At 57.5% G+C, this 15,905-nt stretch carries 14 protein-coding genes and 1 pseudogene; 14 read left to right on the forward strand and 1 reads right to left on the reverse strand.

The annotated features are described in order from the left end of the window. Positions 1-4,209, forward strand: a complete 4,209-nt coding sequence (locus tag RY831_RS01100; protein ID WP_326504485.1) for an RHS repeat-associated core domain-containing protein — start codon at positions 1-3, stop codon at positions 4,207-4,209. Next, positions 4,200-4,889 carry a hypothetical protein gene (locus tag RY831_RS01105; protein ID WP_326504486.1) on the forward strand — a complete coding sequence of 230 codons (690 nt, stop codon included), beginning with the start codon at positions 4,200-4,202 and terminating at the stop codon, positions 4,887-4,889. Before RY831_RS01100 ends, RY831_RS01105 begins: the two co-directional genes overlap by 10 nt. Before the next feature lie 115 nt (positions 4,890-5,004). On the opposite strand, the pseudogene RY831_RS01110 reads toward RY831_RS01105, so the two are convergent. Then, positions 5,005-5,831, reverse strand: a pseudogene (locus tag RY831_RS01110) (IS5 family transposase). Between the two features lie 33 nt (positions 5,832-5,864). On the opposite strand from RY831_RS01110, the gene RY831_RS01115 reads away from it, so the two are divergent. The 12 genes from RY831_RS01115 to RY831_RS01165 all read left to right on the forward strand — a co-directional run bounded on the left by RY831_RS01115 (position 5,865) and on the right by RY831_RS01165 (position 15,614). Continuing rightward, the gene (locus RY831_RS01115) at positions 5,865-6,113 is read left to right on the forward strand and encodes a hypothetical protein (RefSeq protein ID WP_326504487.1); all 249 of its coding nucleotides are present in this window, start codon (positions 5,865-5,867) and stop codon (positions 6,111-6,113) included. A 174-nt stretch (positions 6,114-6,287) separates the two neighbouring features. Then, the gene (locus RY831_RS01120) at positions 6,288-6,623 is read left to right on the forward strand and encodes a hypothetical protein (RefSeq protein WP_326504488.1); all 336 of its coding nucleotides are present in this window, start codon (positions 6,288-6,290) and stop codon (positions 6,621-6,623) included. A gap of 247 nt (positions 6,624-6,870) precedes the next feature. Next, positions 6,871-7,062 carry an RHS domain-containing protein gene (locus RY831_RS33165; RefSeq protein WP_367576075.1) on the forward strand — a complete coding sequence of 64 codons (192 nt, stop codon included), beginning with the start codon at positions 6,871-6,873 and terminating at the stop codon, positions 7,060-7,062. Positions 7,063-7,575: 513 nt separating this feature from the next. Next, positions 7,576-8,121 carry a sigma-70 family RNA polymerase sigma factor gene (locus RY831_RS01125; RefSeq protein ID WP_326504489.1) on the forward strand — a complete coding sequence of 182 codons (546 nt, stop codon included), beginning with the start codon at positions 7,576-7,578 and terminating at the stop codon, positions 8,119-8,121. After that, positions 8,118-8,813 (forward strand): anti-sigma factor, encoded by a 696-nt coding sequence (locus RY831_RS01130; protein WP_326504490.1) that lies wholly within the window; start codon positions 8,118-8,120, stop codon positions 8,811-8,813. Before RY831_RS01125 ends, RY831_RS01130 begins: the two co-directional genes overlap by 4 nt. A gap of 257 nt (positions 8,814-9,070) precedes the next feature. Continuing rightward, positions 9,071-9,967 carry a DUF4394 domain-containing protein gene (locus tag RY831_RS01135; protein WP_326504491.1) on the forward strand — a complete coding sequence of 299 codons (897 nt, stop codon included), beginning with the start codon at positions 9,071-9,073 and terminating at the stop codon, positions 9,965-9,967. A 335-nt stretch (positions 9,968-10,302) separates the two neighbouring features. Further along, entirely contained in the window at positions 10,303-11,769 is a 1,467-nt protein-coding gene (locus RY831_RS01140; protein WP_326504492.1) for a DUF4331 domain-containing protein, read from the forward strand. A gap of 17 nt (positions 11,770-11,786) precedes the next feature. Continuing rightward, positions 11,787-12,044 (forward strand): hypothetical protein, encoded by a 258-nt coding sequence (locus tag RY831_RS01145; RefSeq protein ID WP_326504493.1) that lies wholly within the window; start codon positions 11,787-11,789, stop codon positions 12,042-12,044. Positions 12,045-12,240: 196 nt separating this feature from the next. Further along, positions 12,241-13,428 (forward strand): tetratricopeptide repeat protein, encoded by a 1,188-nt coding sequence (locus RY831_RS01150; protein WP_326504494.1) that lies wholly within the window; start codon positions 12,241-12,243, stop codon positions 13,426-13,428. Next, complete coding sequence (locus RY831_RS01155; RefSeq protein WP_326504495.1) at positions 13,425-14,567, forward strand: HupE/UreJ family protein; 1,143 nt, start codon at positions 13,425-13,427, stop codon at positions 14,565-14,567. Before RY831_RS01150 ends, RY831_RS01155 begins: the two co-directional genes overlap by 4 nt. Before the next feature lie 129 nt (positions 14,568-14,696). Further along, complete coding sequence (locus tag RY831_RS01160) at positions 14,697-15,161, forward strand: YaiI/YqxD family protein (RefSeq protein WP_326504808.1); 465 nt, start codon at positions 14,697-14,699, stop codon at positions 15,159-15,161. A 138-nt stretch (positions 15,162-15,299) separates the two neighbouring features. Next, positions 15,300-15,614, forward strand: a complete 315-nt coding sequence (locus RY831_RS01165; RefSeq protein ID WP_326504496.1) for a hypothetical protein — start codon at positions 15,300-15,302, stop codon at positions 15,612-15,614. Positions 15,615-15,905: the final 291 nt, after the last annotated feature.

The following is a 15,905-nucleotide window of genomic DNA, read 5'->3' on the forward strand; positions in this document are numbered from 1 at the left end:
ATGTACGAAGCAGCCCGCATCCACGATGGCATCAGCCATAGCAGCGCATTGTCCGGTTTTCTGATCGGCGCCGCCATCGGCGTGGCGCTCATCGCGGCAGTCGCCTTCGCCACCTTTACCTGCGGATTCGGCGTCGGCCTGCTGGCCGGCCTGGTCGCAGGCGTCGGCGCCACGGGCATCCTGATGCTGGGCGAAGCGATAGGCAGCGCCATGCGAACGCCCTCCGGAACGATCATCAGCGGCTCGCACAACGTCTACACCAACGGCCGTGCGGCCGCGCTGGTTAAGCTTAGTGGCGTGGCCTGCGACAAGCATCCGCCGCTGCCGCGCGTGGCCGAGGGTTCGGGCACGGTCTTCATCAATGGCCTTGCCGCTGCGCGCATCGACGACAGGACGGAATGCGATGCAAAGATTCAGACCGGCTCTTCCAACGTGTTCATCGGCGGCGGACGTACCGGCTATCTGAAGATCGATCCGGAAGTGCCGGATGCCTTGCGCACCGCAGTGGACTGGGCCTTCACGCTGGCCGGACTGGGAGGCGGACTTGCCGGCCTTGTCAAGAAAGCCGGGGATGCGGGCATGCGGGCGCTGATGCCTTGCGCCGCGCGTTATATCGCGGGTTTCGCCGCTGGCGAAGCCATCGGCCGCTACGTGGCCGCACCGGCGATCAGCGGCCTCATCGGCCATCCGGTGGATGTGACCACCGGCCGCAAGCTGCTGTTGCCGCAGGACGAGAACGACTTCAGCCTGACAGGCCGCCTTCCGCTCACCGGCAGCCGCTACTACGGCAGCGATCTCCGTACCGGGGGCATGCTCGGCCGCGGCTGGCGGCATGAATGGGAAATATCGCTGCGCATCGAAGATGAACGCCTCATCCATACCGGCGTGCAGGGCCGCGACATCCCGTTCCCGCTGCTGGAGCCGGGACAAAAGATTTACTCCGAAGCCGAGCAGCTGACGCTGGGCCGGCTCAAGGATGGCCGTTATCTCGCGCATGGACTCGATGAGACCTTCCACCTCTTCACCGCTCCGGATGCCGGCGGCACCGCACACCTGCAGCGCATTGAAGACCGCCTCGGGAATCATCTGCAGTTCGAGCGCGGAGAGCATGGCAGGCTCCTGCAGGTCACCGGCAAGGGACTGCGCGTGGCATTGCATTACGACCATCCGCTGCATCGCCTGACCGGCATTGAACTGATCGAGGGCGGCACGCCCGGCATGCTGGTGCAATACAGCTACGACAACAACGGCCAGCTTGCCGCCGTCACCGACCGCATGGGCCATGTCGTGCGCCGCTTCGCCTACCAGGATGGCTTGATGTGCGAACAGCACAATGCCCTCGGCATGCAATGCACTTACCGCTGGGAAGAGGTCGATGGATTGCATCGCGTGATCGAGCACGGCACTAGCGAAGGCGAGCGATACCATTTCCGCTACGATCCGCACAAGCGCACAAGCAGCGTTGAAGATGTTTTCGGGCGCACCGCGCAATGGCAGTACGACGCCCATTTCCAGATCACGGAAGCGCTCTGGTTCGACGGCAGCCGCTATCGCTTCGAGTACGACGAGCACGGCAATCTTGTCACGATGCATCTGCCGGGGCAGCGCAGCGTTTATCTTGGCTATGACGCGCTCGGCCGCCTCGTCAGCGAAACCGATCCGCTTGGGCGTATTACCGAAACCGGCTATCACGCGGACAGCCTGCGGCCGTCGCGCCAGACCTTTCCCGACGGCAGCCAGTGGACGGCCCGCTACGACGAACGCGGGCTGCTGCTTTCGACATACGACCCGCTCGGCCGCGAAACGCAATACGACTATCATGCCGACGGCCTGCCCGGATCGGTCACCGACGCGCGCGGCGGCATCAAGCGCATGCAATGGAACGAACGCGGCCAGATCACCGCCTACATCGATTGCTCCGGCAAGACCACCCTTTACGATTACGACAACGACGGCCATCTGCGCGGCATCACCGACGCCGCAGGCAACCGCACCATCGTCGAGCGCCAGCTTACCGGCGAACCAATCCTCATCCTGAGGCCCGATGGTGCGCAGGAACAATTCGAGTATGGCCCCGCCGGCTTGCCGGTGCGTCATCGCGACGCAGCCGGGCACAGCCAGCGCTGGGAATATAACCGCCGTGGCCAGCTCCTCAAGGCAATCGGCAAGACTGAACGCGCGGTCGGCTACGAGTACGATGCGCATGGCCGCCTCATGCGTCTCATCAACGCCAATGGCGCAAGCTACCTGTTCGACTATGACCATGCCGACCGCCTCTGCCGCGAAACCGGCGTCGACGGCATCGTCAAGCAGTATCGTTACGACGAGGCCGGCAATGCGGTCGGCATGGAAGTGACTGGCAACGACGACCAGGGACGTGTGCAGCGCCGCTACACACACATGCAATACGATGTCGCCGGTCGCCTGCTTGCACGGCATACCGAAACGGCCGTCACCAGCTATGCCTATGACGCCCTCGATCGCCTCCTGAGCGCCTCGCGCATACCCACCGACGCCGGCAAGGCGCTCGGCATCGAAAGCGATACCGTCCGTTTCGAGTATGACGCCGCCGGTCAACTCGTCGCCGAACACGGGGCCAACGGCAGCCTGAGGCATGAGTACGATGAACTCGGCACCGCCATCTCGCTGACCTTGCCGCAAGGCCAGCGGCTCGACATGCTCAGCTACGGCGCCGGCCATGTGCATCAGATTCGCATTGGCGACAGAATCATCTGCGATATCGAACGCGATGACCTGCACCGCGAGATCGTACGCACCCAAGGCCGCCTCAGCACCGGCTTCGGCCACGATGCAATGAACCGGCGCAGCTGGCAAAGCAGCATCCGCCCGGAACAAGGCGAGACCGAACCGACCCTTCCCTCGCCGAACAGGGGCCAGCTGTGGCGCAGCTACGTCTACAGTGCTGCCGACGAATTGTCCGAACGCCATGACGCATTGCGCGGGCCGACGCAATACCGGTACGACATGGATGGCCGCCTGCTGGGCTGTCACTCAAAAGCCGGCGACGAACATTTCCGCTGGGACGACGCCGACAATCCTTGCGACCTCGCCACTCGCCGCAGCGCCGGTGCGATCAGCAACAACCGGCTGATGGTCTGGCAGGACATCCGCTACAGCTACGACGCATTCGGCAACGTCCGCAGCCGCAAGAAGGGGTCATGGCAGCAGCAGCATTTCCTCTACGACGCCGATGACCGCCTGATCGAAGCACGCAGCGACACACGCCAGGGCGACCTGATCACCCGTTTCGCCTACGATGCGCTTGGCCGGCGCATCGCCAAGACGGTCAAACCCACGCAGGACTGGGCACCAAACCAGAAGCAAAGCGAAACGAAGTTCGTCTGGCAAGGCTTGCGGCTGCTGCAGGAAATCGGCCGCGACAGGATCAGCACCCATGTTTACGAACAGGACGGCGGTTCCAGCTATGCGCCGCTGGCGAGAATCGACCAGACGATCCGAAGTAACGGCTCGCATGGCACAGGCCGGATCTATTACTTCCATACCGATCAGATCGGCACGCCGCTGGAAGTTACTGATGAAGACGGGCAACTGATATGGGCGGGAGAGTATGGCGCCTGGGGTCGAGTGACGCGACAGGTGCTCGATGCACCGCTGAAGATGGGCGAGGAATTTGAGCAGCCTCTGCGGTTTGCCGGGCAGTACGAGGATGAGAGTACGGGGCTGCATTACAACACCTTCCGGTATTATGATCCGGAGGTGGGGAGGTTTCTGACGCGGGATCCGATTGGATTGGTGGGTGGGATTAATCTTTATCAGTATGTATTCAATCCAATTTCGTGGATAGATCCGTTAGGCTTAGCAGGTTACACAATAAGTGCTCAGACTGCAGGGCCAGACACTCTCGCCAGAGGGGTACATGTCAATGTACATGGCCCCGGCTTGCCACCAAAAGGAGGGCATGTGGGCTTAGTGCCTACTGCGACAAATGATTTGCTGACCACATTGCCCGTTGACCAAGCAACACGTGATTTGCGTGAAGGACAATGGAAAAAAGTGCAGGATGCGGTAAAAGACTATATGAGTAAACCACAGAACGTCAGCAGAATGGAAAAATCTGCACAAGCAGGTATTGATGCATACCCAAACTCTAATCGTGCCGGCGAAATGTCCAAAGTACGCGACATACTTCAAAAGCATAGAATTAAAGGAACGAACCCATGTCGTTAATAAAGCGGCAAAAACAAACACTAGTTTTGCAGCAAAGAATAGGACTAGCTCAAGCCGATGAACTGCTCATTAAATTTTTAAAAAATGGACATATTACCGATCCTGATAGCCTAGGTTTGCCATCATTTGATCCTTACATACTTGAACATAATGACTTTGAACATGCAGGGCATGAGGATGAACTCCTTATGTACTCAGCTCAGAAATTCATTTCCAACAAAAAGCAGCTGATTCCTGTTGAGATAAAAATATATTTTTTATCAAGGAAAATTATTACTAATGGTATGGGCATTTTCGGGAATATGCGTTTGCATAAATTTTTAGAGACGTCTGCATTTTTACTGAAAGAGAAGAATATTTCCGTTAACATTTACCTAGGCAGAGATCTAAAAGAAGGGGCTTTATTTTTCTCCAATGGTGTCGCAATGCGATTCTCGGACAACGGAAAAAGCCTTAATAATTACTACATCAATACCGTGGAAAGTAATTCCATTGGAAATGAAAAATTCAGTTTTCAAAACGCGAGCCTAAGTTCTATTGAATCAATCTACGACAGATTTAGTTATGACAATTTAATAAATTGCAGATTTAGCAGAAAACCGGCGATTAGAAAATTATTAAAGTCGTTCTCTAAATTGATATCTGTATCAACATGCGCCGAATCTGGTCAACTGGATTGACTCGCTTGGTTGGGAGGGCTATACAACTTGGCAGATACATTCACCGGACTATGATGACTTCTTTTAAAAAGGACTCCATTTTTATGCGCCGGGCAGCATAGCGCTCTTAGAGCGTCTAACAAAATGGAAATGGTTCACGCAGAGCGTTGCGTAGCGTACGCCAGCAAATGATCGCGCATCCCAAGCGGAGAAATCCTTCATGCATATCAGCCCGGCGTTCGTAGCGCACACGCAGGCGACGAAACTGATGCAACCAGGCGAAGGTGCGCTCGACCACCCAGCGCGTCATGCCCAAGTGGCTGCCATGGCGAGTGAGACGTTTGCCGATCTGCGGCGTAATGTGACGCTGCCGCAGGATACGGCGATACCGTTCGCAGTCGTAACCGCGATCGGCTTGTACACAGTGAGGCTTGCTCAATGGCCGTCCACGTCGGCCAGCGATCGACGGCACACCGTCGAGCAGCGGCATGAGCTGCGTCGAGTCATGGCCGTTGACTACCGTCAGGATGACGTTGAGCGGCGTGCCATTGCTGTCGACGACAAGGTGATGCTTGCTGCCCGCCTTGCGCCGATCAGTTGGGTTGGAGCCTGTTTTTTCCCGCCATGCACTGCGCGTACCGACGAACTGTCGGCGATCACGCGCGAGAAATCGAGGCGGTCGGCGTTGCGCAACTTGGCCAGCAGTACGCGATGCAGCTTTTCCCAGGCACCTGCTTTCTGCCAGTCGCGTGCGCGGCGCCAGCACGTCATGCCCGAGCCGCAACCCATTTCCCGGGGCAGCATTTCCTATGGCAGACCAGATTGCAAAATGAAGACGATGCCAGTGAACACACGTCGCTCATCGAACCTCTTGCGGCCGGCCGGCGTCTTGTGTGGCGGTGGGGGCGGAAGCAATGGGCGAACGATTTCCCATAGTTCATCATCAACCAGTTCGCGGGCCATGATGTCTCTCCACGGAACAACTTGGAAAGATCCTTGGACCGCGATCAGCCTATTTTGTTAGACGCTCTTAGGAACTCCATCGCGCCAGGAATGACTATTAAGGAGATAAAAAGGCATTCAACACGTCAGCTAGTAATTCATGGATTTCTCATAATTGATGATGAATATGGTTTGGGGTTCAGTATCGCTAACGACTTTGAAGACGTTGACTACGTCAGTCAACTACCAGATGATTTGATCCTTGAAGAGCTTCATGTAATGTCGACGGAATGGTGGCGATAATAACGATATAGATAGTACAAGCGTCCACTAGTGAGTCCAGGGCTATCGCATCAAAACTGATTAATTTTCAGTAAGTTGCGTAGAGGATTATCGACGTCGTCGAAAAGTCGTTCACTGTGTGGATGCACAAGAGGCGACCATGCAAGCCGATGTCAAATTATATACCAATCCAATATGTCAGCAGAATTCTTAGTAAACTTTAAAAATATTGAAAACTACACTATCAATCTTCTTAACATCGACAATAAGATCAGAAGTTTTCCCACCTTTAAAAAGGAAATCGGTAGAGATGAATACTGGCTCAAAAACAATTCAGCTATAGGGCTTTCCAAAGACGACTGGGAATTTGACGTTCGTATATTCTTAAAAGCAGACAAGGTTTTGCTAGAGATCAGTATTCACCCAGATAAGATTGGGCAAGACATAATTGATTTCATCCATTTTTTGGAATCCATTGACGAAATAACTATCACAGATGATGATGGTGAACCCGCCAAACTAATTTCTTAATAAACTCTCTTTACACGGACCATTTAGTCGCCGCATTGGAAAGACGGTCAAACGCAGGCAGGACCGCGCGCCAAACCATAAGCAGAGCGAAACGAACTTTGTCTGGCAAGGCTTACGGCTGCTGCAGTAAATCGGCCGCGACAGGATCAGCATCCATGTGTACGAGCAGGACGGCGGTGCCAGCTATGCGCCGCGGGCGAGAATCGACTAGACGATTCGAAGCGACGGCTCGCATGGCACAGGTCGGATTTACTACTTCCATACGGACCAGATCGGCACGCCGCTGAAAGTTACCGATGAAGACGGGCAACTGATATGGGCGGGAGAGTATGGCGCGTGGGGGCCGGTGACGCGGCAAGTGATCGATGCACCGCTGAAGATGGGCGAGGAATTTGAGCAATCTCTGCGATTTGCCGGGCAGTATGAGAATGTGTATTGACCCACTGAAAACCTACTCAGGTGATAATCACGAAAGGGAATCACATGAGCATGACGATGGAAAAGGAATTCAAACGGTGGACAGCCTAGCGCAAAGCGGCGTTAGTCACTGAAATCATTTAGGGTAAAACCAGCGTGGCCGAAGCAAGCCGGGCATTCGACATCCTGCCTTCGTAGATCGCTCTGAGCGGATTCTGCCGGGTGATTACACAGATCGGCACATTGCCTTTCCCGCTTTTAAACCGGATAGTTGTCACGCGAAAAGCATTCGGGATTGTTCCGCAGCGCATAGCTGGCGCTCGTACCCTTCTCCTTGACTGCCCACAAAGACGCGCCCGAGTTCTTCGAGCATATTCAGCTTCGGCAAGCCCTGTCGGATAAAGGAGAAGCAGCGGGAAGCGGCCACTTGATTCCAATCATTCCCATTTGTTCCGTCCGTACCGACAGGAAAGCCTCACCCATTCAATACAGCCGGCAGTCTTCGACAGATCAATTCACAGTTGTTCGCACATACATGCCAAACGGAAATTTCGACTATGAAGAAAAGCTTCTGGCATGTTCGCGCGGAGACTACGGCGCTCTTCGCAGTCTGTATGAGCATGAAGCCGCATGGCTGATGGGCGTTGCGATGCGCATTGTCCGGCGGCGGGAAATCGCCGACGAGGTGCTTCATGACGCATTCATCCAGATCTGGCAAAAATCATCAACCTATCAGCCGGCGCTGGGGTCTGCCAGAGGCTGGATATACAGCATCGTGCGAAATCGCGCACTGCATATCCTTCGCCTCAACCACCATGAGCTGCCGGTAGCGGATACCGTTACCGAAGAACGTCCGTCGGACGATCCCGGTCCGGCCGACGTCCTGTCGGAACACCGCAGTGCCCAAGCATTGCATCATTGCCTGGAAGGCTTGGACGACCAGAAGCGGCTGTGCATCCTGCTTGCCTATAGTGAAGGATATACGCAGGCGCAGATTGCGCTCCATCTGGATCGCCCGCTTGGCACGATCAAGGCATGGACGCGGCGAGCGCTGCACCTGCTGAAAGAATGCCTGTCATGAATTTCCGCGACCAGGATGAAGTCGTGGCAGTGGCCGGCGAATATGTCCTGGGCGCACTGTCTTCCGAAGAGATGGCAGAAGTCGAGCAGGAAATCGGACGCAATCATGCACTGGCCGCCGCTGTTGGGTACTGGCGAGATCGCCTGCTGGAAGTGACTCCTGCTCCGCCGCCCGTCATGCCCGCTCCCCGCCTTTGGGCGCGCATCGAACGCGATATCCGGCAGGCATTGCCTGCGCCTCGCGCCCCGGCGTCGGGCTTGTGGAACAGCTTGTTCTTCTGGAGAGCAAGCGGCATGGCCGGCGTTCTGGCCAGTGCCCTGCTCGCGTTGCGCCTGTTCACCGCCGCGCCCGAAGCCCTCACACCCAGATACGTGGCGGTATTGCAGCCGCCCGCTTCAGGCGCTGTATGGGTTGTTGCCATCGATGCGAAGGAAGTTCACTTGCGCCCGCTGTCTCCGGTCCAGCTCGAGGCTGGAAGGTCGGTGCAATTCTGGACCAAGCCGGAAGGTGCGGCCGCTCCCACGTCCCTCGGTCTCGTCGCAGCGGACCGTCCCACCTCCGTGCCTCTGAGCATGTTGCCCGGGCTTGGTCCGAATCAGCTGTTTGAGGTGACGCTCGAACCGCAATCGGGCTCGCCTACCGGCCGACCTACCGGGCCGATTCTTGCCGTGGGAACGGCAGCCCCTCTCTGACGCGCAAAACGTTTTCAGAACGCATCATCAAATTTATTTAACACCTTCTGCATCCAAACCCCCGGTTCGTGCGTAGTACAAAAGACAGGTCGCATCAGGCCGGCCCCGCTTTCGGATGCAAATCCCGGTAGCCGGATGCGTGATGGGTCCCGTCATTCGTCCATTGACAAGCAGTCGCTGAACACTGGCGACCCGTTCCATCTCACACAGGGCTGCGGCAATGCAGCGCCTGGAATTGTGCATTCAGGAGAAATCTTATGAACAAGACACTACGCTCAACCCTCGCTATCGCATTCGGTGCGGCATTGGGTGCAACGATGTTGCCGGCGCATGCGACCGACGATCATGGCAAAGGCAGCAGTGGCCTGCAGAATCGTCCCTTGCAGGTCATCGGCCTGACGGATGACCACAGACTCGTCTCCTTCAGCCACATGCAACCTGATAACGCCAAGGAAATCGGCACTGTTTCCGGATTGATGTCCGGTGACATGTTGATTGGAATCGATTTCCGGGTGCAGGACGGCAAGCTGTACGGCGTCAGCAAATCGGGCGGCATCTATATGCTGGACCAAGGCAACGCGAGCGCCACCAAGGTAAGCCAGTTGACCGTCGCACTGGAAGGCAGCTCGTTTGGCGTTGATTTCAACCCGGCTGCGGACCGCCTGAGGATCGTAAGCGATACCGGCCAGAATCTGCGCCACAACATCAATCCGCAAGGAACGACGCTCGTGGATGATCCGCTTGACTATCCCCCGGCCACTCCCTTGAACGCAATCGGACCGAATGCCATGGGCATCACGGGATCGGCCTATACCAATAATGACCTCGACGCATCGACCGGCACCACGCTCTATGCATTCGATGCCACGCTAGACCAGCTTGCATTGCAGTCTCCGCCGAACGATGGAACATTGGCCGCCGCAGGCAAGTTTGGCGCCAATGCAAGCATGCAGACCGGCTTCGATATCTACAGCGCTATCAGCGACGGCGCCACCGTCGATGTCATCGGGCTTGCCTCGGTGCACGTGGAGAATGGAACCAGCGGCCTGTACAGCGTCAGTCTGCCGACCGGGAAGATCAAGGCGCTTGGCAACTTCTCCGACAACAACAAGGTGATCGGGATTGCGATCCCCTTGGATCAATCCAAGAAATGAACGTTCGCCGGCTCCCTGCACACATTGCGGACAGCACGCGACGCATGGGGCCGGCACCTGACGGACACGCGCCTTCACGCCGGCCGGAAGACCCCGAGTGCGCAGAAAGATGTATCACGCACCTAAGTCACCTCCTGCTCCATCGATGTTCCGGAAGCCGGAATTCATCCCTGGACGCCTGACTTATTGATTCGACCCGAAAAATGGTTCATTTTTCGGGCCGCTGACCTCACCCCGGCCCAACATATTTTCGGGCCGGATCAAGATTTTTATGAAAACAACTGGAGATCATCATGCGGAGTACGGCAACAAGGCGTATCTTACCCGTCACAATCATGGCGTCTGCCCTGGCAGGCGTGTTCGCATTGCCTGCGCTTGCATCAAGCCATCGCGAAGCGCCATTCCTGACCGAACAGCCGAAGGTCGACGGCACGGACTTGTACATGTTCCGGAGTTACGAGCCGGGACGCCAGGATTTTGTAACGGTCATGGCCAATTACATTCCTTTCCAGGATCCTTTCGGCGGCCCCAATTTCTATCAGTTCGACGAAAACGGCTTGTATGAAATCCACTTCGACAACAACGGAGATGGAAAGGAAGATCTGACATTCCAGTTCCGTTTCAAGAACACGTCCAAAAGCACCGCGCTTCCGGTGGGCGGCAAGCAGGTCAAGATCCCGCTCATCCAATCCGGCCCGATTACCGGCGTCAATCCCGCAACCTTGAATGTGCGCGAGACATACACCATCGACGTCGTGCGGGGTGACCGGCGAACCGGCACACGATCGGCTGTCAGCATGGGGGGAGGCAGCAACGAGTTCGATAAGCCGGTCGACAATATCGGAGACAAGACATTCGGCGGGGCCGATGGCTATGAAGCGTATGCGAACCAGCATATACACAACGTGTCGATTCCCAACTGCGGCAATGGACGCGTATTCGTCGGCCAGCGCAAGGAGCCCTTCTACATTGCCGTCGGCAGGACCTTCGACCTGATCAATCTGAATCCGCTCGGGCCGGAGGCAAATGGAAACAGGAATGATCTGGAAGGGAAAAACGTCAGTACGATAGCGCTGGAATTGCCGATCTCCTGCCTGACCACCGCGGGCGAGCCCGTGATCGGCGCGTATACCACGGCAAGCAAGCGCCAGGGACGACTGATCAATCCGACGCCGGAGTCGGGTCTCAACACCGCGGCGAAGGAAGGCGGCTCGTGGGCTCAGGTTTCCCGTCTCGGCATGCCACTGGTGAACGAAGTCGTCATCGGAATGGACGACAAGAATCGATTCAATACATCGAAACCGACAGGCGACGCGCAGTTCATCGATTACGTGACCAACCCGACCTTGCCGGCACTTGTACAAACCCTGTTCCCGTCCGCGCCCGCGCCGACCAATTTCCCGCGCACCGATCTTGTCACGGTATTTTTGAAAGGGATTGAAGGACTGAATCAGCCAAGGAACGTGGTGCCTTCCGAAATGCTGCGACTTAACACTTCCATTGCGCCGACCGCACGCGATGCACAGAATCCGCTTGGAGTCGCCGCTGGAGATAATGCGGGCTTTCCGAACGGGCGGCGCCCGGCGGACGATGTCGTCGACCTTTCATTGCGAGTGGCAATGGGAGCGCTTTGCGTGCTGACAGGTGCGAACGATGCACTTAAAGTGGGCTGCAAGCCTTCCGACGCACCGGCAGGGGCGGCACCGTTGACGGATGGCGTGAGAAAAACAGCCGGGGATTTCAAGACAGCATTCCCTTACTTCAATACACCGATTTCCGGCAACGCCAGCAGCGGCCAGTAATCGAACGGGAGAACTTCATGCTTAACAAACGTCATCTTTTACAGGCGGCCGCGACTGCGCTTCTTCTGTCCCTTGCGGCTTGCGGCGGCGGAAGCAGTGGCACGGCCAGCACGGCCGCGGACGACACCGGTGCAACTCAGGCGCCGGCGACCGACTCGTTCGTGAGCAGAGTGGCGGCACTGATCGGCACAACATCCGATACGGCCGAACCGCAGGACATCGGATCAGTGCAGGTGACAACGCCTGATGGCACGGAGCCGATACCGGTCAGCTAATCCGATTGGCGCCGCCTTCGGTTCTCCGCAAGGCGCGCACATCCAACGGCAACCGAATCCTCATCCTGCCGGCGGCAGGATGAGGATGACCGGAGCTAACCACGGACAGCATAAACAGATTGAGAGTCGAGCCAACCAAGGAAGTCGCCGAGCGACGGCAAATAACGCATAACGGGACCGTTGAAGGAAGCAACGCATGTTCATAACACGTGTCGTCAAAGCCGCAGGCTGCGCAGTCGTTGCGGCGCAGTTTGCCATGGCGCCGGCAAATGCCTCCCCTTACGTGCCGGCCGATGGCGCGCAAGTGCTTGAACGCCTGCCCAGCCGTAACGATCCCGCTCAGCGTGAACTGCGGCAATTGCGCACGGCGCTAGCGGCTTCGCCGGAAGATGTGCCGACTGCCGTCGCGCTCGCACGGCGATACATCGAAACGGCGCGCAGGACCGGGGAGCCGCGCTATCTCGGATATGCGCAGGCAACATTATCGCCATGGTGGAACCAGCCGCAGGCGCCCCATGAAGTAAAAGTACTGCGTGCGACGGTCTGGCAGAGCCAGCACCAGTTCTCGCGCGCCCTGTCCGACCTGGATGATGTGGTTAAGGCCAATCCCCGCAACGCCCAGGCATGGCTGACGCGCGCGACAATATTGCCCGTGCAGGGCGAGTACGAGAAGGCAAGACAAAGCTGCGCAAGATTGCACGGCCTGGCATCGGAACTGGTGGTTTCCGCCTGTCTCTCTGGTGCGAACGCTCTCGGACCGAATGCCATGCAAAGCTATGTCTCGCTGGACGCGGCATTGAAAAAACACCCGAACGCCGAACCGGGCATCAAAGCATGGGCTCTCACGCTGCTGGGTGAAATGGCGGCCAGGGAGAACAACCCGTCGGCGGCAGAACATCATTTTCGGCAGGCGCTTTCCATTGACAGCGCTGACATTTACCTGCTCGGCGCCTATGCTGATTTTTTACTTGATGCCGGCAGGGAAGCCGAAGTTGTTCCTCTTCTCGCCAGCCATCATCGGACGGATGGACTGCTTTTAAGACACACGCTCGCCCTAAGGAAGCTCCGCTCACCCATTGCCTCCCGTCAGATCGATATCTTGCAGTCACGCTTTGACGCGGCGATGCTCAGGGGCGACACTGTCCACGAACGTGAGCAGGCCCGTTTTGAATTGCACCTGCGCGACAATCCTCGATCCGCACTTGTTCATGCGCAGGACAACTGGAATGAGCAAAAGGAATTTGCCGACGCACGACTCCTGCTGGAGGCCGCAGCCGCAAGCAATGACAAGGCGGCGGCGGCGCCCGTACTGAACTGGCTTCGGCAAAACAGGATAGACACTCCCCTGCTCGCGAACCTCGCGGCAAAGCTGGAAAGCCAATGATGAGCATGCCAAGGGGTGTCCTTTACTTTCTGCTGGCGCTGCTTTGCCATTTCAGCACACCGGCTCTTGCGCACAAGCCGAGCGATAGCTACCTCAGCCTTGACGCCGAGGACAGGCTTGTTTCCGGCCGTTGGGACATTGCATTGCGCGACCTCGACATGGCCATCGGCCTGGACGCCGACGGCAATGGCGAGCTGACCTGGAATGAAGTGCGGAGCAAGCATGGCGAGATTTCCGCCTATGCGTTTTCCCGGCTAAGCCTGATGTCGGCCGATCAAGCCTGCACGCCCAAAGTCGCCGGGCATCTGATCGACAATCATACCGATGGCGCCTATGCCGTGATCCGTTTCACCGCCGAATGCAATGAAGCCATCGAAACGCTGAACATCCATTACAAGCTTCTGTTCGACATCGATCCGCAGCACAAGGGACTTCTCAAGCTTGAACTTGATGGCCGAACATCCACGGCGATCTTTACTCCGGAACAGGCAGTGCAGCAGCTGGGCACCGGCGGCGCCGGCCGCTTCGCTCAATTTATCGACTACGTGAAACACGGCGTATGGCATATCTGGATCGGCTTTGATCACATTCTGTTCCTGCTGTCATTGTTACTGCCAGCGGTGCTGGTGCTCCGCAACCAAACCTGGCATTCATCGCAGACATTCAAGTCCTCGCTGACGGATGTACTGAAGATCGTCACCGCGTTTACGGTTGCGCACTCGATCACGCTTAGCGCCGCTTCGCTCGGTTTCGTCGATTTGCCGTCACGCTGGATAGAGTCGGTCATCGCAGCCTCCGTCGTCCTGGCGGCCCTTAACAATCTGTTCCCGGTTTTCCATGGCAAGCGCTGGCTCGCCGCTTTCGTTTTCGGACTGGTCCATGGCTTCGGCTTTGCTTCCGTATTGACAGATCTCGGTCTGCCGACGACGGCATTGGTTGCCGCATTGGTGGGCTTCAATATCGGGGTGGAACTTGGACAGCTTGCCATTGTTGCCGCCTTCCTGCCGATCGCCTTCGTCTTGCGCCAGACATGGGTATATCAGCGTCTCGTGTTTAGAGCCGGGTCGGTTCTTATTGCATTCGTGGCCTTTGGCTGGCTGGTTGAACGCGCCTTCGACGTGACGATCTTTGCTGGATAGCGGTGCGCATTCACGCCCCTTCTGCCTTGCCGCGCTCTGCGGGTAGGATGTTCTGTTCCCACACGAACGGAAAGCAAAGCTTTTTATGCAGTTACAATGCGTCATTCCGCTCATTTCTTCCGATTCGTCATGCACATCTGGGTCGACGCCGACGCCTGCCCCGTCGTCATCAAGGACATCCTGTTTCGGGTTGCCGAACGCCTGCAGCTCAATGTCACGCTGGTTGCCAACCAGTTGATCCGCGTGCCTGGCTCGCGTTACGTCCGCGCGCTCCAGGTCCCGCACGGCCCGGACGCGGCCGATGCTGAAATCGTTGAGCGCGTCAGCCCCGGCGACATCGTCGTGACCGGCGACATACCGTTGGCCTCGCTGGTGCTGGAGAAGGGCGGGCTGCCGCTCAATCCGCGCGGCGAGTGGTACACCAAGGACACCATTGCCCAGCAACTGACGATGCGGGCCTTCATGGAAGAGCTGCGCGGCAGCGGTGTCGATACGGGCGGCCCGGCCGCGTTCAGCCACGCCGACCGCCAGAACTTCGCCAATGCGCTTGACCGCGAACTCGCCCGCAGGAAAACTCGTCCGAGTTCCGACTAGGCATGGTTTGTCAACATCTTCACCCGCCGTCGCACGTAAACCGGCATCCGGCCGGCATCAAGGGCATGGCTTGAAACGGCGGCAAATCGTCTCGGCCTCGACAGTACAGTCAAGCCGAAAGCGCTCTAGAATACCGGGATGCCAGCAAAGTCTCCCATTCTTCCCGGCCCGCGTACCGCACGGGGTGCCGTACTTGCGGTCCTGCTTTCCAACGCAGACCAGACCGGCGCCGAACCGCTACGCGGACGCGTGACGCTCGCCGCAATCGTCAGGACCTTGAAGCGAAAATATCACTGGCCGATAGAAACGGCGAGCTTCCCGTCCAATTCGGCCGATGGTCGCGCCACCTGGGCCACGGTTTACAGCCTGCCGCCCGACGTCATTGCCGCGGCGATGGAGGCTGGCGCTCGGGATTGGCTCAAGAGCAGTTTGATCCACAGAACCGGCACATAGGCACATAGGCACATGGACACACGAACGCATGGCTGCGTGCACCAGGCAGCTTTCCTCGGGCTCCTCCATGCCGGAGAGCCGATGCTGTCCCCGGCGCCGCGCCGACGTGTCCGTCCCCCGTTCCGATGACATCCACTCCGGAACGATCCGATCGGGTCAATCTATGCCAAACTGTGCAAGTGAGCAATATCTTCACCGGGATATGACCTGCGGTATCCCGCGCTGGTGTTGCTGGAGGAACGCTCGCCAGACTATCAACCCATGCGGTATCCAAGCCATGAGAACTTGAGG

This window comes from Noviherbaspirillum album (assembly GCF_035916955.1).
GTDB lineage: Bacteria > Pseudomonadota > Gammaproteobacteria > Burkholderiales > Burkholderiaceae_D > Noviherbaspirillum > Noviherbaspirillum album.